The sequence below is a fragment of the Actinoplanes sp. ATCC 53533 genome, assembly GCF_003947245.1.
On the sequence record NZ_QHHV01000164.1, the window covers coordinates 1 to 20,059 of the forward strand.

Genomic DNA, 20,059 nt, shown 5'->3' on the forward strand with positions numbered 1-20,059 from the left:
CGCGAACAACGTCGCGTTGTTGTCCGTCGGCGAACCGTTGAGCTCGGCCACGACCGGCTTGACGTACTTCTTCTCCGTCAGACACTCGACCAGACCCTGACCCTGCAACTCACCGACCTTGACGTTGTCGAACGACACGTAGTAGTTCGCACCACCATTGAGAGTCAACCGGTCATAGTCGATCGTCGCGATACCGGCGGCCTTGGCCTTGTCCAGCACAGCCTTACCGGTACCGGAGTCCAGGTTGACGATCATCAGCACCTTGACCCCGCTGGAGATCATCCCGTCAGCGAGCGTCTGGAACTGCGTCTTGTCACCCTGCGCGTTCTGAATATCGGCCTCGACACCAGCCGCCGCGAAGGCCGCCTTCAGGTACGTCAGGTCGGCAGTCGCCCAACGCGCCGAACTCTTGGTATCCGGCAGAATGACGCCCACCTTGCCGATGGACGAGCCGCCGGTGCTGCCGGAGTCGCTGCCGCTGTCGTCACCGCACGCGGCCGTGCTGCCGGTGGCCAGCAGGCCCACCGCGGCAAGGGCGAACATTCCCTTACGCATCCTTGAGTCCCCCTCGGACCTGGCATCGGATTCCTGGTGTGACGCTAGGTCACGCGAAGGGTCCGATTTGCCGGATCTCAGGAGAAAGGCCCCCGACGGGACGTCACGGTGCCGTAACGGATGGTCCTCAAGTGAGGTATCCGGCCCTAAGTCCGGATCGGTGCGGTGGTGGCCTCGGTGAGGCTGATCAGATCGGCCGGCGCGAGCGAGACCTGCAGGCCGCGGCGCCCGGCGGAGACATACATCCGGGCCAGCGTGAGCGCGGAGTCGTCGATCACCGTGGGGAGCCGTCTGCGCTGGCCGAGCGGGCTGATGCCGCCGCGTACATAGCCGCTGCTGCGCTCGGCGACCGCGCGCTCCGCCAGCGCCGCCCGCTTGCCGCCGGCGGCGCCGGCCAGCGCCTTGAGGTCCAGCTCGCCGGTCACCGGCACGACGGCCACGATGAGCCCGCCGTCGACCTCGGCGATCAGGGTCTTGAAGAGCAGCGCCGGCTCGACCCCGAGAGCCGCGGCGACCACCGCGCCGTAGTTCGGTAGGTCCGGAGAGACGTCGTACGGGTGCAGCTCGTGCGGCACCTGCCGGGCCGTGAGCAGCACGGTGGCCGGGGTCCCGGCAGCCTTCTTCGCCACGATGAAACAGGCTATCGGCAGAGCAGGACGGTCGGTGCCCCCGCCACCCGGGTCAGCACGAGGGACGCCCCCGCGCCGCCGCTGAGCCGCAGGTCCCGGCGCAACTGCTCGGGCTCCAGCGCCGAGCCCCGCTTGCGGATCTCCAGCCGGCCGATGCCGCGGTCGCGCAGCAGGCTCCGCAGCCGCTTGAGGGAGAAGGGCAGCACGTCGGTGATCTCCAGCCGCCGGCCGTACGCGGTGTCGACGGCGGTGTCGGTGTAGACGTACGCGATCTCGGGGTCCGCGATCCGCCCCCCGATCGACGCGGCGAACTCGGCGACCAGGTGCGAGCGGACCACGGCCGGATCCGGGTCGTACAGGAAGCCGCCGACCGGCCCGACCGGCGCGGCCACGACGCCGGAGCCGGTGAGCTCCGCCCCGCCCGGCAGCAGGATCGCCCGCCGGGCGACCTCCGCGAGCGGTCCGCACCAGAACGCGGCCTCGACCAGATCGCCGTCGACGCTCACCCACTCACCCTCGGCGCCGCCCGGCAGCAGCGCGTGGTCGATGCCGGGCGCCAGCTTCAGGACCGTGCGCGGCACCCGCTCGGGCAGGGTGGCGATGAAATCCCACGAGGGTGACCAGGATCGCGGATCCATCACCCGGCCCCGGCCGGCCCGGCGCCGCGCCGGATCGGCGAAGACGGCGTCGAACCGCTCCACCGGCACGGTGGTCGCGTCCGCGCACTCGACGGTGACCAGGCCGGCGAGCCCGGCCGCCGCGGCGTTGGCGGCGGCCAGGGCGGCGGTGAGCGGGTCGGCGTCCACCGCGTGCACCCGGATGCCCCGGCGGGCCGCGGCCAGCGCGTCCGACCCCAGGCCGCACCCCAGGTCGGCCAGGCTTTCCACGCCCGCGGCCGACAGCCGCGCGGCGCGCCGGTCGGCGACCACCGCGCGGGTCGCCTGCTCCAGCCCCGGCCGGGTGAAAAGCATCGTGGCCGCGGCGGCGCCGAACTTCGCACCGGCCCGTCGGCGCAGGTCGGCCTGCGTGAGGGCGGCGGAGGCGAGATCGGGGGAGATGCCGCGGGCCCGCAGGGCGGTGGCGGCGGCCAGCGGCTCGCCGTCGGCGACGTCGGCGGCGGCCGCCAGGGCGGCAGACCCATCGGCGGTACGCAGGGCGGCGAGCAGTTCGAGGTTCACGGCGAGTCATTCTGCTAGGAGGTGATGTGCTGGCACTCTGGTTGACGGAGTGCTAGTTCCGGCATAATCTCCGATTAGCACTCTCAACCTGAGGGTGCCAGCGCGCGCCCCCCAGAGGGACGCGCCTGCACCAGGCGGACCGGCACCCGCGACGACGGCCCCGCCCGGTGGCATGAGGCATCAGCCCGGCCTGTCCACTGGCCGGCGACAACACCTGTACCCAGGAGGGTATGCCCGTGACTACCGCGACAAAGGTTGCGATCAAGCCGCTCGAGGACCGCATCGTGGTCCAGGCGAACGAGGCTGAGACCACGACGGCGTCTGGCATCGTGATCCCCGACACCGCCAAGGAGAAGCCGCAGGAGGGCACCGTCCTTGCTGTCGGCCCCGGCCGGATCGACGACAAGGGCAACCGCGTTCCGATCGACGTGCAGGTCGGCGACACCGTCCTGTACTCGAAGTACGGCGGCACCGAGGTCAAGTACGCCGGCGAGGAGTACCTGGTGCTCTCCGCCCGCGACGTCCTCGCGGTCATCGAGAAGTAAGACCTAACCGACAGTGCTGACCGCCCTGGCCCGGCTCTCCGGTCCAGGGCGCCGGTGCGTTGAAGGGACCATAAATGGCGAAGATCCTCAGTTTCTCTGACGACGCCCGGCACCTGCTGGAGCACGGCGTCAACACGCTCGCCGACACGGTCAAGGTCACCCTCGGGCCGCGCGGCCGCAACGTCGTCCTCGACAAGAAGTTCGGCGCGCCCACGATCACCAACGACGGTGTCACCATCGCCAAGGAGATCGAGCTCTCCGACCCGTACGAGAACCTCGGCGCCCAGCTGGTCAAGGAGGTGGCGACGAAGACCAACGACGTCGCCGGCGACGGGACCACCACGGCGACCGTGCTCGCCCAGGCGCTGGTCCGCGAGGGCCTGCGCAACGTGACCGCGGGTGCCAACCCGATCGCGCTCAAGCGCGGCATGGACCTGGCCGCCGAGGCCGTGTCCAAGGCCCTGCTGGAGAAGGCGGTCGAGGTCGGCGACCACAAGGCGATCGCCAACGTCGCCACCATCTCCGCCCAGGACGCCACGATCGGCGAGCTCATCGCCGAGGCGATGGACCGGGTCGGCCGCGACGGTGTCATCACCGTCGAGGAGGGCTCCGCGCTCAGCACCGAGCTCGACGTCACCGAGGGTCTGCAGTTCGACAAGGGCTTCATCTCCCCGAACTTCGTGACCGACGCCGAGTCGCAGGAGGCCGTGCTCGAGGACGCCTACATCCTCATCACGACCCAGAAGATCTCCAGCGTCGAGGAGATGCTGCCGCTGCTGGAGAAGGTTCTCTCCGGCGGCAAGCCGCTGCTCATCGTGGCCGAGGACGTCGACGGTCAGGCGCTGTCCACCCTCGTGGTGAACGCGCTGCGCAAGACCTTCAAGGTCGCCGCGGTGAAGGCCCCCGGCTTCGGGGACCGCCGCAAGGCGATGCTGCAGGACCTGGCGATCGCGACCGGTGGCGAGCTCATCGCCCCCGAGCTCGGTTACAAGCTGGACCAGGTCACCCTCGACATGCTGGGCAGCGCCCGGCGCGTCGTGGTGGACAAGGAGAGCACGACGATCGTCGACGGTGGCGGCCGCAAGGCCGAGATCGAGGACCGCGTCGCGCAGATCCGCAAGGAGATCGAGGCCTCGGACTCCGACTGGGACCGCGAGAAGCTCGCGGAGCGGCTGGCCAAGCTCTCCGGTGGCATCGCCGTCATCAAGGTCGGCGCCGCGACCGAGGTCGAGATGAAGGAGCGCAAGCACCGCATCGAGGACGCCATCGCGGCGACCAAGGCAGCGGTCGAGGAGGGCACCGTCCCGGGCGGCGGCGCCGCCCTGGCGCAGATCGCCTCGGTGCTCGACGGCGACCTCGGCCTGGTCGGCGAGGAAGCGGTCGGCGTACGGATCGTCCGCAAGTCGCTGATCGAGCCGCTGCGCTGGATCGCGCAGAACGCCGGCCACGACGGTTACGTCGTGGTGGGCAAGTCGGCCGAGCTCGGCTGGGGCCACGGCCTCAACGCGGCCACCGACGAGTACGTCGACCTGGTCGCGGCCGGCATCATCGACCCGGTGAAGGTGACCCGCAACGCGGTCTCCAACGCCGTCTCGATCGCCGCGCTGCTGCTCACCACGGAGAGCCTCGTGGTCGAGAAGCCGGCCGAGCAGGCGCCGGCCGCGGGCGGTGGCCACGGCCACAGCCACGGCGGTCACGGGCACCAGCACGGTCCGGGTTTCTGACTCGGCAGAGTAAAAAGGGCGCGTCGCACTCAGCGGCGCGCCCTTTGTCGTGTGTGATTCGGGATTCGGGGGAAAGAGGCGCGGATGATCGTCGTGGTGGAGGGGCCGACCGCGGCCGGCAAGACGTCGTGGTGCCGGCGCTACGTCGGCCGGTACGTCGCCGAGTACGCCGCGACCGGCCGGGAACCCACCGACGCCGTGGCCCTGGCCCGGCACTGGGCCCGGGTCAGCATGCGGCGCTGGGCCGAGGCGGCCGACCTGGAACGCGCCGACGGGGTGGCGTTCTGCGACACCGACCCGGTCAAGCTGCACTATGCCTGGGGGATGGCGGCCCTCGGCCTGGCCCCGCGGGCGCAGTTCGACCGGGAGCTGACCGTGACCAGGGAGGCGTTCCGGGCCGGGCGGCTGGGCTTCGCCGACGCGGTGCTGGTGGGCCTGCCCGAGGTGGAGACGTTGCAGCACCGCCGGGACGGCGACGGGACCCGGCGGCGGCGCAACTTCGCGGCGCACGTCCAGCTCCGCGAGCCGCTGCAGCAGTGGTACGCGGCCCTGGACCGGCTGGACCCGGGCCGGGTGATCTGGGAACTGCCCGCGGAAGGCGTGCCGAAGCTGCCGGAACCCCGCGCTGAGCGGTGCGCGGTGGCACTGCTCGACGACCTCGTGGCAGCCCTGCCGCCGCTGCGCCCAGCCGTCACCACTACGTAAGATCTTTCCCTTCGCTCGGGTGGAAGATAGAGAGGTGAAACTCTCTCTGCGGGCTGCGCTGGCCGGTCTCGCCGCGGCCGGTGTCGCTCTCGGCGTCGCCGAGATCGTCGCTGTGCTCACCGGCCCGCTCTCGTCGCCGCTGTTCGCGGTGGGCGGCGTGGTGGTCGACAACGTGCCCGCCCCGGTCAAGGACGCGGGCATCGCGGTCTTCGGCACCCACGACAAGACCGCCCTGCTCACCGGCACCGCTGTCCTGCTCGCGGGCTATGCCGCGCTGCTCGGTGTGCTCGCGCTGCGCAGCCGGGTGGTCGCGCCGGCCGGCATCGCGCTGTTCGCGGTGATCGGGGTGGCGGCCGCGCTGACCCGTAACGACGCCGGCCTCACCGCCGCGCTGCCGACGCTGGCCGGCGCTGTCGCGGCCTACCTCGCCCTCCGCTACCTGCTCCGGACCGCGCTGGCCGGCGAGGGCGGTGACCTCAAGGGCAGCGAACCCGAGGCCGTCCAGCCGGGGATGTATCGCGAGGGCGGCCGGCGGCGCTTCCTCATCGGCCTCGGCGCCGCCTCCGGCGTTGCGGCCGTCGGTGGCGTCGGCGGTCGGCTGCTCACCTCCCGCCGCGCGGTGACCGCCGCCCGCGCGGCCGTCGTGCTGCCGCCCGCGCCGCCCGCCGCGCCCATCCCGGCCGGCGCCCAGGTCGACGGCGCGGCCGCCTACGTGACCTCGAACGCCGACTTCTACCGGATCGACACCGCGCTGTACCCACCCCAGATCGACCCGTCGACCTGGGAGTTGCGTATCCACGGGATGGTGCGCAACCCGATCACCATCACCTGGGAGCAGTTGCTGCGGCGGCCGATGGTCCAGCGGTACGTGACGCTCGCCTGCGTCTCCAACGAGGTCGGCGGCGATCTGATCGGCAACGCGCTCTGGCTCGGCACCCCGATCAAGGACCTGCTGGACGAGGCGCAGCCGCTGCCCGGCGCCGACCAGGTGGTGCAGCGCTCGAGCGACGGGTGGACTTGCGGCAGCCCGACCGCCGTGCTCACCGACGGGCGGGACGCGCTGCTCGCGGTCGGGATGAACGGCGAGCCGCTGCCGGTACGGCACGGCTTCCCGGTGCGCATGGTCGTCCCGGGGCTGTACGGCTACGTCTCGGCCTGCAAGTGGATCACCGAGATCGAGCTGACCCGGTTCGCGGACTTCGACGCGTACTGGGTGCCGCGGGGCTGGTCGGCGCTCGGGCCGATCAAGACCGAGTCGCGCATCGACACCCCGCGCGACGGTGCCGAGCGCAAGGCGGGCCCGGTCACGGTGGCCGGGGTGGCGTGGGCGCAGCACCGCGGCATCACCAAGGTCGAGGTTCAGGTCGACGACGGTCCGTGGGCGCCGGCGACGCTCGCCCCGGTCGTCTCGGTGGACACCTGGGTGCAGTGGTCCTACGCGTGGCCGGCGACGGCGGGAGAGCACACCCTGCGGGTCAGGGCAACGGACAAAGACGGCCAGACGCAGACCAGCACCCCCGCGGCACCCGCGCCGGACGGGGCCACCGGATGGCACTCCGTGCAGGTCACGGTCGGCTGAACCGAGTCACGCGAAAGCCGCACTCTCGGTCCGACGACACCGCCAAGTTCGCTCATACGGTGGCTTGCATGTCGACCGAAGCGGCTCAACCGCCGCAGAACACGCCGACGCGGCTCCCCGCAGGGAACCGCGTCGTCACATGTGTGGCGATGCCGCGCTTCGTCCGGCGTCAGGCCGCCGGTGCTTGCCGTTGTGCGGGCACCGTCGACTTGTGGGGCCGGCCGAGGCGGGCCTCCAGCCGGGTCAGGTCGACCCGCCCGTGAGTCCGATCGGCAAGGTCCTCCCAGCCGACCGCGAGCAGCCGCAGCCGCTCCGCTTCGCTGAAACCTCCCCAGACCCCGTACGGCTCACGAACAGCCAGCGCGTGAGCAGCGCACTCAGCCCGGACCGGGCAGGCTCCGCACATCGACTTGGCCTTCGCCTCGCGACGGTTGCGGGACGAGCCACGCTCACCGTCCGGGTGGAAGAACTGGGCGCTGTCACGCCCTCTGCACAGGCCGAGTCGCTGCCAGTCCCAAAGGTCGGCGATGGGCCCGGGCAGTCTACGAACGTTCGACATCAACACCCTCCTCCCGCGCGGCACCGCGGAGTGTTGTCATGAGGGGCCTGGCTCAGGCCTGCCGCCGGTTTACCCCGGCACAAGCCCTGTCACACACGACTTGTCGATGTCTTCGTCAGCCGTATCCCATCGGTCCGGCAAACTGTGCCGATGTTTCCTATTTTTTCCATCTAAAGCGCGTAATGCTGCGGCCGTTGCGTGATCTCCTCTGAGAGAGAAGGAGGATCACTGTGCGTACCGTCCTCGTGTGCGTCCGAACCCCACTTGCTGCCCAGACCGTCGCCTCCACCGCGGCCCGGCTCGGGATGACCGGGGTCGTGCGGACGGCGATCAGCGAGACCGAGGCCATGATCCGACTGGCTGAAAGGCCGGCCGAGGTTGTCCTGGCCGACACCGCCGTGACCCGTCCCGACAGCGTCGGTTTCACCCGTCGCGTCCTCGCCCGTGCCCCACAGGCACAGGTTGTCCTCTTCGGCGCCGAAGACCCCCGGGTCGCCGCGGCGGCCGTCGCCGCCGGCGCCCGGGGTGTCATCCGCGGCGTCGAGCATGACCTGGTCAGTGTGGTCGCCAAGGCGTTGCTGCTCCTGCTTTTACCGGTACGGCCGCAGGGCCTGCCGATCAACGGTGCGAACGCCCAGCCCGCCGCGGTCGGCGGCGCCGGGCGCAACAACAACTCGGCGACCGCTCGCGGGCTGCACCGCGACGGGCTGGCGATGGCCGGCACTCCGAACGCGGCCGGCGTCCCCGCGATGCTGCCGAACTCGCCGATGGTCCCGTCCCAGCGCGGCGACGGGTCGGACATCGACCCGGCGACCGGGCGACCGATGATCTGGCCGGGCAACGACACCGGCCGGACCGACGGACCCACGGGCCGGCGGCTCACGCTCACCGAGCGTGAACTGCAGGTGCTACGCGGCATGGCCGACGGAAAGAGCAACGCGGAGATCGGACGCGAACTATTCGTCTCCGAAGACACCGTGAAAACCCACGCCAGACGCCTCTTCCGCAAACTAGGCGCCCGAGACCGAGCCCACGCGGTAGCAGCCGGCTTCCGCGCGGGCCTAGTCGCTTAACCCAAACCGGCTCTAACAGTAACCAAAGTCGCACTTCGCCCGTCGGTGTCGAGGGTGCCAAAACAGACTAGGCGCTCTTTGCCGTGGTCTGTTTTGGTGCACTCGACACCGACCGTTCTGGGGCGAAGTGCCTGCCGAGCGGAGCGAGGCCATTTAGCTCAGCCTGTTTTGGTGCACTCGACACCGACCGTTCTGGGGCGAAGTGCCTGTCGAGCGGAGCGAGGCCATTTGGCTCAGCCTGTTTTGGTGCACTCGACACCGACCGTTCTGGGGCGAAGTGCCTGCCGAGCGGAGCGAGGCCATCAACAGAGCCATTTAAGAGGGCTCGTCGTCGGTTCCCTCGGTGAGGGTGTCGTGGACGCCGTCGGCGTAGCCGCGGGCGTACTCCCACGTGACGTAGTGGTCCGGGTCCGGATCGTAGGCAGGCTCGTGCACCCGGGGCCGCCCGCTGCTCAGCAGATGGCGCAGATTGCCCCGTAAGAGGTCCCAGTCGAAGTAGTGCGGCTCGTGGCAGTCTTCGCACTCGATCACCAGCCCGCGGATCCCCGTCGGACTCAGCAGCGCCTGGTAGATCTCCAGGTCGGAGAGGTCCTCGAGGACGTCCTGGCGCTCGACCTCGGTCAGCGGGTCGGTCTCGGCGTCCTCCGAGAGGTCGTCGAGCCCGGCGGCCGGGTCGGCTGGGTCGCCGTTGAACGGGTCGATCGGCTCTTCTTGCACGGTGTCTACCGTACCCATGTAGGGGCGGTGTGTGCTGGCCCGCACGCGCTGTCCGCCGAACCGATGCCCGCAGCCGGATGGGTAGGATGAACACTCCGCCTCTTCGCTAGGGATGATCTGTGGATACTGCGCCTGGAGAATCTAGGTCCGCCCGAACGGTTCCGCTGGGTTTGACCTTCGACGACGTGTTGCTCCAGCCGGGCGAGTCTGACGTCGTGCCGAGCCGCGTCAACACCATCACCCGCATGACCCGCAACGTCGAGCTCTCCATCCCGCTGCTCTCCAGCGCCATGGACACGGTCACCGAGGCGCGGATGGCGATCGCGATGGCCCGCCAGGGCGGCATCGGCGTGCTGCACCGCAACCTCTCGCTGGAGGAGCAGGCCTCGCAGGTCGACCTCGTCAAGCGTTCCGAGTCCGGGATGATCACCAACCCGGTCACCTGCAGCCCCGACGACACCCTGCGCGAGGTCGACGCCCTCTGCGGGCGCTACCGCATCTCCGGCCTGCCGGTCGTCGACGGCGCGGGCGTGCTGGTCGGCATCGTCACCAACCGCGACATGCGCTTCGTCACCGACCACGGCGTCAAGGTGCGCGAGGTCATGACGAAGATGCCGCTGATCTCCGCGCCGGTCGGCGTCAGCAAGGACGAGGCGCTCGCCCTGCTGCAGCGGCACAAGGTCGAGAAGCTGCCGCTGGTCGACGACCTGGGCCGGCTGTGCGGGCTGATCACGGTCAAGGACTTCACCAAGAGCGAGCAGTATCCCAACGCGGCCAAGGACCCCCAGGGCCGGCTCCGGGTCGCCGCCGCGGTCGGTGTCGGCGACGACGCGTACAAGCGCGCCCGGGCCCTGATCGACGCCGGCGTCGACGTGGTCATCGTGGACACCGCACACGGCCACCAGCGCGCGGTGCTCGAGATGGTCGCCCTGCTCAAGAAGGACACCACCACGGACATCGTGGGCGGCAACATCGCGACGTACGCGGGAGCCAGGGCCCTGGTCGAGGCCGGCGCCGACGCGGTCAAGGTGGGCGTGGGGCCCGGCGCGATCTGCACCACCCGGATCGTCGCGGGGGTCGGCGTGCCGCAGATCACCGCGGTGATGGAGGCCTCCCGGGCCTGCCGCCCGGCGGGCGTCCCGGTCATCGCCGATGGCGGCATCCAATATTCGGGCGACATCGCCAAGGCGATCGTGGCCGGTGCCGACACCGTGATGCTCGGCGGCCTGCTGGCCGGCTCCGAGGAGAGCCCCGGCGATCTGATCTTCATCAACGGCAAGCAATACAAGTCTTACCGCGGCATGGGCTCGCTGGGCGCCATGCAGTCCCGGGGCCAGGCGAAGTCCTACTCCAAGGACCGCTACTTCCAGCAGGACGTCACCGAGGACAAGCTGGTGCCGGAAGGCGTCGAGGGCCAGGTGCCCTACCGGGGGCCGCTCTCCCGCGTCGCCCACCAGTTGATCGGCGGCCTGCGCGCGGCGATGGGTTACGTCGGCGCCGAGACGATCCCGGACTTGCAGGACAAGGGCCAGCTCATCAGGATTACCGCGGCAGGTCTCAAGGAGAGCCACCCGCACGACATCCAGATGACCGTCGAGGCTCCCAACTACCACTCCCGTTAAGCCCCATAGGTGAGCCTTCCGACCGCCCCACCCGCCACCCAATAAGGACTGAAAGGCTTCTCATCATGCGTGACGTGGTGGAAATCGGTCTCGGTAAGACCGCCCAGCGCGGGTACCACCTGGACGACATCGCGATCGTCCCGAGCCGGCGCACCCGCGACGTGGACGACGTGTCCACGGAATGGAAGCTCGACGCATACCCGTTCAAGATCCCCTGCGTCGCGCACCCGTCGGACGCCACGATGAGCCCGGAGTCGGCGATCGCCCTGGGCCGCCTCGGCGGCCTGGGCGTGCTCAACGCCGAGGGCCTGTGGACCCGCTACCAGGACCCGACGAAGATCCTCGAGGAGCTCGCCGGGCTCGACGAGGAGGCGGACGCGACCAAGCGCCTCCAGGAGGTCTACTCGGAGCCGATCCGGCCGGAGCTGATCGCCGAGCGCGTGCGCGCCATGCGCGAGGGCGGCATCACCGTCGCCGTGCGCGTGTCGCCGCAGCACACGCTGGCGCTGGCCCCGGTGATCCTCGACGCGGGCGTCGACCTGCTCGTCATCCAGGGCACGCTGGTCTCCGCCGAGCACGTGTCCACCACGGACGAGCCGCTCAACCTCAAGGAGTTCATCGCCGACCTGGATCTCCCGGTCATCGTCGGCGGCTGCACCGACTACAAGACCGCCCTGCACCTGATGCGCACCGGTGCGGCCGGCGTCATCGTCGGCATCGGCGCGGACGAATGGTCCACGACGGACACGGTGCTCGGCATCCGCGTGCCGATGGCGACCGCGATCGCCGACGCCGCCGCCGCGCGCCGCGACTACCTGGACGAGACCGGCGGCCGCTATGTGCACCTCATCGCCGACGGTGGCATCCAGACCTCGGGCGACATCGCCAAGGCGATCGGCTGCGGCGCGGACGCGGTCATGCTCGGCGAGCCGCTGTCGCTGGCCGAGGGCGCCCCGGCCGGCGGCGCCTGGTGGCACTCGGCGGCGAGCCACCCGAGCCTGCCACGCGGCGGCTTCTGCATCGCCGGCGAGCCGGACGGCACGCTGGAGGAGCTGCTCTACGGCCCGGCCGACCGGCCCGACGGCCAGCTGAACCTGTTCGGCGGCCTGCGCCGGGCCATGGCGAAGTGCGGCTACCACGACGTCAAGGAATTCCAGAAGGTAAGCCTGGTGCTGGACCGCTGAGGACGGTTTGGATCAAGACCAGATTTCTGTCGTGCCTGGTTGCCTGGTGCTGACCGTCGCTCCCGCCGACACCGGGCGAGGGCGGCCAAGCGCCTAGCGGCTCATGAACGGCCGCCCTCACTCTGCCAGGTTCTCGGCGCGCGGCTTCGCTGTGCTTTCGCTCCGAGCACGTACCGTCGGTCGGGTGATCGAGGTAGTACGTATGCGTAGGGCCGGCACCGCCGTCGCCGCGGTGACGGCGCTGGCCCTGGCCGGGTGCAGTGCTGACGACGAGACTCCCCGGCCCGCGCCCTCGGTCGCGCCGAGCTTCGCGCCCGGTGCGGAGGGGGTCGGGGATCCGTATTTTCCGCTTTACGGCAACGGTGGGTATGACGTCGGCGGGTACGACCTGAAGCTGACCTACGCACCGGCCTCGGGGCAGCTTGACGGGACCGCGACCATCACGGCCACCGCCACCCAGGACCTGTCGACGTTCAACCTGGACCTGGCGCATCTCGTCGCCCGTGAGGTCACCGTCGACGGGCTGGCCGCCACCACCAAGGCCGCCGGCAACGAGCTTGTGGTGACGCCCTCGGCCGGCATCGTCAAGGGCCGGGCGTTCACCGTCGTCGTCGACTACGGCGGCAAGCCGCAGGCGCTCGGCAACGAGACGCTCGGGGTCGGCGGCTGGTTACGAACCAAGGACGGCGCCTTCGCGCTGGGGCAGCCCGAGTCCGCCAGCACCTGGTTCCCGGTCAATGATCATCCCTCCGACAAGGCCACCTTCGCCCTGTCCATGACCGTGCCGGACGGCCTCGAGGTGCTCGGCAACGGGCTGCCCGGCGAGCGGGCCAGCAGCGCCGGGAAGACCACCTGGCGCTGGGTCGAGAGCACGCCGCTGGCCAGCTATCTGGCCTTCGTGGTGATCGGGCAGTACCGGGTGTCGACCAGCACCCACGACGGCAAGCCGATGATCATCGCGATCCCCGAGTCGCTGCCCGCGGACGGCGACGCCGCCCGGTCGCTGGCCCGCACCGGCGAGGTCGCGGACTTTCTGGCCACCCAGTTCGGGCCGTACCCGTTCGACTCGTACGGCGGGGTGGTCCTCGACGACGGCCGGGTCGGCTACGCGCTGGAGACCCAGTCGCGTCCCGTCTACGGAAACACGTTCTTCGTGGGCCGGCCGAACGCCACGGTGGTCGCCCACGAACTGGCACACCAGTGGTACGGCGACAGCGTCGCGCTGGCCCGCTGGCAGGACATCTGGCTCAACGAGGGCTTCGCCACGTACGCGGAATGGCTCTGGCAGGAGCACGAGGGCGACCGGACCGTCCAGCAGTCGTTCGACCGGGTCTACTCGGGGTTCAACTGGTCGGTCCCGACCGGTGACCCCGGCCCGTCCCGCATCTTCGGCGACGCCGTCTACCAGCGCGGGGCGATGACCGTGCACGCGCTGCGCCGCACTATCGGTGACCCCGCGTTCTTCGCCCTGCTCAAGTCGTGGCCGGCCGAGCACCGCGACGGCAACGTCCGCACCGAGGACTTCATCGAGGCCGCCGAGCGCGCGGGTGGCAAGGACCTCGGCGACTTCTTCGAGGCCTGGCTTTTCGGCAAGCAGAAGCCGCCGCTGCCTTAGCGGGTCGCTACTTGTGCACTAGTTCGGGGTGTTTGGCCAGGTAGCCGGCCGGGTCACCGGCCGCCACCGCCCGGAGGAAGCCACGCCCGGTCGAGCTGAGCTGCTCGCCGAGGTAGTCACCACCGGCGGAGACGGAGTCGCCGGGCAGGCCGACCATCGTCAGCTTGCCGGGGGCGAGGTCGCGCAGCGCGTACGCGTATTCGATCGGGGTCCGCTCGCCGGAGAAGACCAGGGTGTCGCCCAGCGCGGTAAGCACCGACTGCAGACCGCCCTGGTCGGTGGCCAGGCCGGCGTCCTCGGCCTGGGCGAGCAGCGCCTTGACGAGTTGCCGCTGGTGGCGCTGCCGGGTGTAGTCGCCGCCGGCGGTGTACCGCTGGCGGGCGTAGTCGATGGCCTGCCAGCCGACCAGCTTGCGGGTGCCGGGCAGGTAGGTGGCCTGCGGGCCGACGTAGCCGCCGCCGCCCGAGCGCAGCGTGCGGGCCTTGCCGTCCGGGCGGCGGTGCTGGGAGACGACCTTCTGATCGATCTTGATGGTGACGCCGCCGAGCGCGTCGGTGAGCCGGCTCAGCCCTTGGAAGGTGAGCACCGCGCCGGCGTCGAACTTCTTGATGCCGGTGTACTTCCTGATGGTGCTGGCGAGCAGTTCGTAGCCCTGCGCCACGTTCGGCTTGTCCGTGCCCCTGACCTTGGCGCCGCTGCTCATCGCCTCGGTGAGCTTGCGCCGGCCGCCGTCGTAGCCGTTCTTGGCGAACGCCGGCACGTCGACCCGCAGGTCCCGGGGCAGCGAATAGAGGTAACCGCTCCGCAGGCCGGCATCGACGTGCAGCAGCATGATGGCGTCGGCGTGCGGCTGCCAGTCGGCGATGGTGATCCGGGTGTCGATGCCGAGGATCAGCAGATCGAGCGGGCCGGTGATGTCGGCGCCGGGTGACGGCGCCGGGCTCGCGGAGGTGGGCGGCGCGGACGGCACCGAGCTGGGCGGCGCGGCCAGCGGGGCGGGCTCCCCGGCGTCTCCGCGCAGCGCCAGGACGACGCCCACGCCGGCCAGCAGCAGCACCACGACCACGCCCGCCGCTGCCCAAAGTAGCCTCTTGGTCCGCATGCTGGAACAGTAGGGGACATCCACCACCTGCTCAACGCGCCCATCTTCTCGCGTGCTGGAACAGGGGATGGTCATAGATCAGCTCGGCCCTTACGCTGACCGCCGCGATTGCCGAGGCGGCGGTCGGACACGGGGAGGCACGTCCTATATGAAGTACGCCACACGACGGGTGACCGTCGGCGCGCTGTCGGCTGCGGTGGTCGCGACGATGGCGGGAGTCTCGACCTGGGCGTTCGCGGGTGAAACCGCCGCCGAGGCTCCGGTCCGGTTGATCGTCAGCACCAGGTCCGGCGCCGACGCCACGGCGCCGCTGCGCACCGTCTCCGCGCTTGGCGCCCGGTCGGTCGACGCCGGTGGCGGCCCGGCCCAGCAGGCGATGGCCGCCCTGAGCGCGCAGACCCTCGAGGTCTCCGCGGCGCGCAGCAAGCGGGTCATCGCGGCGCTGCGCAGCGACCCGTCGGTGTCGTACGTCGAGGTCGACCACGTGCGCAAGGCCTCCGACCTGAGCCCGAACGACCCGATGTACACCGACGGCCACCAGGTCGAGGTGGACCAGGTCCGGCTGCCGGCGGCGTGGGAGACCACGACGGGCAGCGCCGTCAAGATCGCCGTCCTGGACACCGGCGTGGCGAAGGTCGGCGACCTGAGCGGTGCGGTCATCGGTGGCTGGAACTACGTCAGCAACAACAGCAACGCCAACGACGACCAGGGCCACGGCACCACCGTCGCCTCGATCATCGGCGCCCGGGGCAACAACGGCGCGGGCATGGCCGGCGGCTGCTGGTCCTGCGTGATCATGCCGGTGAAGGTGCTGGACCGTTACGGCAGCGGCTACGACAGCAACGTCGCCAAGGGCATCGTCTTCGCCGTCGACAAGGGCGCCAAGATCATCAACATGTCGCTCAGCGGCGCCGCGTACAGCAAGACCCTGTCCAATGCGGTCGCGTACGCGAACCGCAAGGGTGTGCTGGTCGTCGCCGCGGCGGGCAACGAGGGCCTCACCAGCGCCAGAAACACCAAGAGGTATCCGGCCGCGCTGACCGACGTGCTCGCCGTCGGCGCCACCGCCCAGGGCTCCGACGCCCGCGCCGACTTCTCCAGCTACAACAAGAAGGGTGACTCCTGGGTGGACATGGCCGCCCCGGGCGTCATCACCGGCATGGACCGGGCCGGCGTGTACCACACCAACGAGGAGGGCACCTCGTTCGCGGCGCCGATGGTCGCCGGCGCGGCCGGCCTGCTCAAGACCGCGCGCCCGACGTACACCGGCTGGTCGCTGCAGCACGCGCTGCTCAAGTCGGCCCGGCCGATCGCCACGAACGGCTGGTCGAGGTACGGCATGCTGGACGCGGCGAAGGCCCTGACCATCGCCACCGACGTCACCCCGCCGGTGATCACCGGGGTCTCGGCCCCGCGCGCCGGCGCCCGCCACCACGGCACGATCACGGTCACCCCGACCGGCGTCAAGGACACCTCCTCGGGCGTCCTCAAGGCCGCGCTGTATGCCAACGGGGTCTTCCAGTCGCACGACTTCACCTCGCCGTACTCGCTGCCGTACAACAGCGGCCGGCGCAACGGCGCGGTGCGGCTGACGATCCGGGTCTACGACAAGGCCGGCAACCAGGCGAGCTTCGACCGCTCGATCATCGTGGACAACATCCTGCCCAAGGTGAAGATCACCAGTGCCCCGAAGAACAAGGCGAAGGTCAAGGGCTCGGTGAAGATCACCGCGACCGCCTCCGACGCCTCCGGGATCGCCCGGGTCGAGCTGGTGATCAACGGCAAGGTGGCTTCGAAGGACATCACCTCGCCGTACGCCTTCTCATTCAACGCCGCGCGGCAGCCGAAGAAGATGAAGGTCCAGATCCGGGCCGTCGACAAGGCCGGCAACGTGAAGTACGACGCGACCCGCAACTACACGCGCTGACCGCTACCCGATAGCACCCGGTCCGGTCCGACGTTTCGGACCCGGGAGGCCGACCGTAGGGGCATGAATCTCCGTGTCCTGACGGTCGGTCTCCTGGTGGGCGGCAGCATCGCGATGACGGGTGGCAGCCCGTCCGTGGCGGCGCCGGCGGACGAGGCGGCGGTCTCGCTGATCGTGGGCCTGCGCGGCGACGCCGACGTGGTCGGCGCCCTCGAACGCAGCGTCGACGTGGTGGCCAGCGAGCCGATCACCGGCGCGGTCACCGTCGACGTCCCGGCCGACCAGGTCACCGAGGCCGCCGCCGTGCTGCGGGCGGACCCGGCCGTCGCCTACGTGGAGCGCGACCAGGTGGCCCGGATCGGCGCGGTGACCCCGAACGATCTGGCCTTCGGCCAGCAGTGGGGCATCGGGAAGGCGGGTGTCGACACCGCCTGGGACACCACGCGCGGTTCCGCCAACGTCGTCGTCGCCGTGGTGGACACCGGTGTGCAGGTGCTGCCCGACCTCGCCGGCCGGGTGCTGCCCGGCCGGGACTTCGTCAACGACGACTCCAACGCCGCCGACGACCAGGGACACGGCACCATGACCGCGGGCGTGATCGCGGCCCGCGGCGACAACCACACCGGGATCGCCGGGATCTGCTGGACCTGTCAGATCCTGCCGGTGAAGGTGCTCGGCAAGGACGGCTCCGGCTCCTACAGCGACATCGCGCAGGGGGTGCGCTGGGCCGCCGACCAGGGCGCCGACATCGTCAACCTCTCCCTGGGCGGCGCCAGCGACAGCCGGCTGCTGCGCGACGCGGTGGCCTACGCGAGCGGCAAGGGCGCGCTGGTGATCGCCGCCGCGGGCAACGACGGCAGCTCGGCCCCGCACTACCCGGCCGCTATTCCGGCCGTGCTCGCGGTGGGCGCCTCCACCGCCAACGACACCCGGTACTCGTGGTCCAACTACGGCAGCCAGTGGGTCGACATCGCGGCGCCCGGTTGCAACCCCGCGCAGGCGCGCAACGGCATCGTCGGCGACTTCTGCGGTACGTCGTCGGCCACCCCGTTCGTCGCCGGGGTCGCCGCGCTGCTCGCCTCGACCACGCCGACCCCGACCGCCGCGGTGCTGCGTACGGCGCTGACCACCTCGGCCGCCACCATCGCCGGCAGCTGGGTGCCCAAGTCCTCCGGCCGGGTCGACGCCGCGGCGGCCCTGGCCTCGCTGCCGGTCACCGACGACGAGGTGCCGCCGGCCACGTCGTTCCGGTTGCCCAGCGGCAACGCGCTGGTGCGGGGCACGGTCGTCGTCGCCGCGCGGGCCACCGACGACATCGGCGTCGCCAAGGTGCAGCTACTCGCGGACGGTGTGGTCGTCGGCACCGACCGGGTGACGCCGTACATCTTCTCGTGGAAGACCACGGCGCGGGGCAAGGCGGTGACGCTCGGGCTGCGGACGTACGACCGCGGTGGCAACGTGATCAGCGCCACCCGCCAGGTCACCGTCGACAACTGGGGTCCGTCGGTGCGGATCACCGGTGGTCCGGCCGGCGGCACCCGGCACGTCCGCAAGACCCGGTACGTCACCGCGACGGCCGCCGACGCCCACGGCGTGAGCAGGCTGGAACTGCTGGTCGACGGCAAGGTCACCGCGCGGTACGCGGGCAGCAGCCACAAGTTCGCGGTCCAGACCTGGAAGCACGGCGCGGTTATGACCGTGCGGGTGCGCGCCTACGACCGGGCGGGCAACGTGCGGTATGCCCCGGCCCGGAAGTGGTACCGCTGACGCCGGTAAACTCGCGCTCCATGAGCAGCACACCCCGCCCGGTTCTCGTTGTCGACTTCGGTGCCCAGTACGCCCAGCTGATCGCCCGCCGGGTCCGCGAGGCGCGGGTCTACTCGGAGATCGTGCCGCACTCGATGCCGGTCGCGGAGATGCTCGCCAAGAACCCGGCCGCGATCATCCTGTCCGGCGGGCCGTCCAGCGTCTACGAGCCGGGCGCCCCGTCGCTGGACGCCGGCCTGTTCGACAGCGACGTCCCGGTCTTCGGCATCTGCTACGGCTTCCAGGCGATGGCCCGGGCGCTGGGCGGCACGGTCGCGCACACCGGCGCCCGCGAATACGGCCGCACCCTGCTCTCCCCGGTCGCCGAGGCCGGCACCCTGCTCCGGGAGCTCCCCGACGACCTGCCGGTCTGGATGTCGCACGGCGACTCGGTGACCGAGGCGCCCGCGGGCTTCGCCGTCACCGCCTCGTCGGCGGGCGCCCCGGTGGCCGCGTTCGAGGACTTGCGCACCAGGCGGGCCGGCGTGCAGTTCCACCCCGAGGTGGCGCACACCCAGCAGGGCCAGGAGATGCTCCAGCGCTTCCTCTACGACATCGCCGGCATCGAGCCGACCTGGACGTCCTCCAACATCATCGACGACCAGGTGGCCGCGATCCGCGCCCAGGTCGGCGACCGGCAGGTCATCTGCGGGCTCTCCGGCGGCGTCGACTCGGCGGTGGCCGCGGCGCTCGTGCACAAGGCGATCGGCGACCAGCTCACCTGCATCTTCGTCGACCACGGCCTGCTGCGCGCCGGCGAGGCCGAGCAGGTCGAGAAGGACTACGTCGCGGCGACCGGCATCCGGCTCAAGGTGGTCGACGCCGCCGACCAGTTCCTCGGCCACCTGGCCGGGGTCACCGACCCGGAGCAGAAGCGGAAGATCATCGGCCGGGAGTTCATCCGGACCTTCGAGGCGGCCGCCCGCGAGCTCGACGCCGAGCGGCACATCGAGTTCCTGGTGCAGGGCACGCTCTACCCGGACGTGGTGGAGTCCGGCGGCGGCACCGGCACGGCCAACATCAAGTCGCACCACAACGTCGGCGGGCTCCCGGACGACCTGCAGTTCGCGCTGATCGAGCCGCTCCGCACCCTGTTCAAGGACGAGGTGCGCGCGCTCGGCGCCGAGCTGGGCCTGCCCGAGGAGATGGTGCAGCGGCACCCGTTCCCGGGCCCCGGCCTGGCGATCCGGATCATCGGCGCGGTCGACCGGCACCGGCTCGACGTGCTGCGCGCTGCCGACCTGATCGCCCGCGAGGAGCTGACCGCGGCCGGCCTGGACCGCGACGTATGGCAGTTCCCGGTGGTGCTGCTGGCCGACGTGCGCAGCGTGGGCGTGCAGGGCGACGGCCGGACCTACGGGCACCCGGTCGTGCTGCGGCCGGTCTCCAGCGAGGACGCCATGACGGCGGACTGGTCCCGCCTGCCGTACGACGTCATCGCCAAGATCTCCACCCGGGTCACCAACGAGGTGCCGGAAGTCAACCGGGTGGTGCTGGACGTCACGAGCAAGCCGCCGGGCACCATCGAGTGGGAATGAT

At 70.8% G+C, this 20,059-nt stretch carries 17 protein-coding genes; 11 read left to right on the plus strand and 6 right to left on the minus strand.

Annotated features, from left to right (window positions below; genetic code table 11):
* From DMB66_RS42300 to DMB66_RS42310, 3 genes are all read right to left on the minus strand, one after another.
* On the minus strand, window positions 1-555 hold a 555-nt coding region (locus DMB66_RS42300; protein ID WP_148112813.1), incomplete at its 3' end, for a substrate-binding domain-containing protein.
* Window positions 556-701: 146 nt separating this feature from the next.
* Window positions 702-1,184 carry a Cys-tRNA(Pro) deacylase gene (gene ybaK, locus DMB66_RS42305; protein ID WP_125809757.1) on the minus strand — a complete coding sequence of 161 codons (483 nt, stop codon included), beginning with the start codon at window positions 1,182-1,184 and terminating at the stop codon, window positions 702-704.
* 11 nt (window positions 1,185-1,195) lie between these two features.
* The gene (locus tag DMB66_RS42310; protein WP_125809758.1) at window positions 1,196-2,362 is read right to left on the minus strand and encodes a class I SAM-dependent methyltransferase; all 1,167 of its coding nucleotides are present in this window, start codon (window positions 2,360-2,362) and stop codon (window positions 1,196-1,198) included.
* Between the two features lie 230 nt (window positions 2,363-2,592).
* On the opposite strand from DMB66_RS42310, the gene groES reads away from it, so the two are divergent.
* The 4 genes from groES to DMB66_RS42330 all read left to right on the plus strand — a co-directional run bounded on the left by groES (window position 2,593) and on the right by DMB66_RS42330 (window position 6,915).
* Entirely contained in the window at window positions 2,593-2,907 is a 315-nt protein-coding gene (gene groES, locus DMB66_RS42315) for a co-chaperone GroES (protein WP_084297906.1), read from the plus strand.
* 74 nt (window positions 2,908-2,981) lie between these two features.
* Window positions 2,982-4,631, plus strand: coding sequence for a chaperonin GroEL (gene groL, locus DMB66_RS42320; RefSeq protein WP_125809759.1), 1,650 nt, complete (start codon window positions 2,982-2,984; stop codon window positions 4,629-4,631).
* 84 nt (window positions 4,632-4,715) lie between these two features.
* Window positions 4,716-5,336: a hypothetical protein gene (locus DMB66_RS42325; protein ID WP_125809760.1), complete on the plus strand. Its 621-nt coding sequence runs from the start codon at window positions 4,716-4,718 to the stop codon at window positions 5,334-5,336.
* A 34-nt stretch (window positions 5,337-5,370) separates the two neighbouring features.
* Window positions 5,371-6,915, plus strand: coding sequence for a molybdopterin-dependent oxidoreductase (locus tag DMB66_RS42330; RefSeq protein ID WP_125809761.1), 1,545 nt, complete (start codon window positions 5,371-5,373; stop codon window positions 6,913-6,915).
* Between the two features lie 169 nt (window positions 6,916-7,084).
* On the opposite strand, the gene DMB66_RS42335 is transcribed toward DMB66_RS42330, so the two are convergent.
* Window positions 7,085-7,474 (minus strand): WhiB family transcriptional regulator, encoded by a 390-nt coding sequence (locus tag DMB66_RS42335; protein WP_125809762.1) that lies wholly within the window; start codon window positions 7,472-7,474, stop codon window positions 7,085-7,087.
* A 230-nt stretch (window positions 7,475-7,704) separates the two neighbouring features.
* On the opposite strand from DMB66_RS42335, the gene DMB66_RS42340 reads away from it, so the two are divergent.
* The gene (locus tag DMB66_RS42340; RefSeq protein ID WP_125809763.1) at window positions 7,705-8,547 is read left to right on the plus strand and encodes a response regulator transcription factor; all 843 of its coding nucleotides are present in this window, start codon (window positions 7,705-7,707) and stop codon (window positions 8,545-8,547) included.
* Between the two features lie 315 nt (window positions 8,548-8,862).
* Here DMB66_RS42340 and DMB66_RS42345 read toward each other — a convergent pair whose 3' ends face one another.
* Window positions 8,863-9,264, minus strand: a complete 402-nt coding sequence (locus DMB66_RS42345; protein ID WP_125809778.1) for a DUF5319 domain-containing protein — start codon at window positions 9,262-9,264, stop codon at window positions 8,863-8,865.
* A gap of 119 nt (window positions 9,265-9,383) precedes the next feature.
* Here DMB66_RS42345 and guaB point away from each other — a divergent pair, with 119 nt between their 5' ends.
* The 3 genes from guaB to DMB66_RS42360 all read left to right on the plus strand — a co-directional run bounded on the left by guaB (window position 9,384) and on the right by DMB66_RS42360 (window position 13,685).
* Window positions 9,384-10,886: an IMP dehydrogenase gene (guaB, locus tag DMB66_RS42350; RefSeq protein WP_125809764.1), complete on the plus strand. Its 1,503-nt coding sequence runs from the start codon at window positions 9,384-9,386 to the stop codon at window positions 10,884-10,886.
* Window positions 10,887-10,951: 65 nt separating this feature from the next.
* Window positions 10,952-12,070, plus strand: a complete 1,119-nt coding sequence (locus DMB66_RS42355) for a GuaB3 family IMP dehydrogenase-related protein (RefSeq protein WP_125809765.1) — start codon at window positions 10,952-10,954, stop codon at window positions 12,068-12,070.
* Between the two features lie 202 nt (window positions 12,071-12,272).
* On the plus strand, window positions 12,273-13,685 hold the full coding sequence (locus tag DMB66_RS42360) for a M1 family metallopeptidase (protein ID WP_125809779.1): 1,413 nt from the start codon (window positions 12,273-12,275) through the stop codon (window positions 13,683-13,685).
* Between the two features lie 7 nt (window positions 13,686-13,692).
* Here DMB66_RS42360 and DMB66_RS42365 read toward each other — a convergent pair whose 3' ends face one another.
* Window positions 13,693-14,787, minus strand: coding sequence for an LCP family protein (locus DMB66_RS42365; protein WP_125809766.1), 1,095 nt, complete (start codon window positions 14,785-14,787; stop codon window positions 13,693-13,695).
* Window positions 14,788-14,935: 148 nt separating this feature from the next.
* Between DMB66_RS42365 and DMB66_RS42370 the strand changes: the two genes are divergently transcribed.
* The 3 genes from DMB66_RS42370 to guaA all read left to right on the plus strand — a co-directional run bounded on the left by DMB66_RS42370 (window position 14,936) and on the right by guaA (window position 20,058).
* Window positions 14,936-16,714: a S8 family serine peptidase gene (locus tag DMB66_RS42370; RefSeq protein WP_158647549.1), complete on the plus strand. Its 1,779-nt coding sequence runs from the start codon at window positions 14,936-14,938 to the stop codon at window positions 16,712-16,714.
* 63 nt (window positions 16,715-16,777) lie between these two features.
* Complete coding sequence (locus tag DMB66_RS42375; RefSeq protein WP_125809768.1) at window positions 16,778-18,481, plus strand: S8 family serine peptidase; 1,704 nt, start codon at window positions 16,778-16,780, stop codon at window positions 18,479-18,481.
* Window positions 18,482-18,501: 20 nt separating this feature from the next.
* Window positions 18,502-20,058 (plus strand): glutamine-hydrolyzing GMP synthase, encoded by a 1,557-nt coding sequence (guaA, locus tag DMB66_RS42380; RefSeq protein ID WP_125809769.1) that lies wholly within the window; start codon window positions 18,502-18,504, stop codon window positions 20,056-20,058.
* Window position 20,059: the final 1 nt, after the last annotated feature.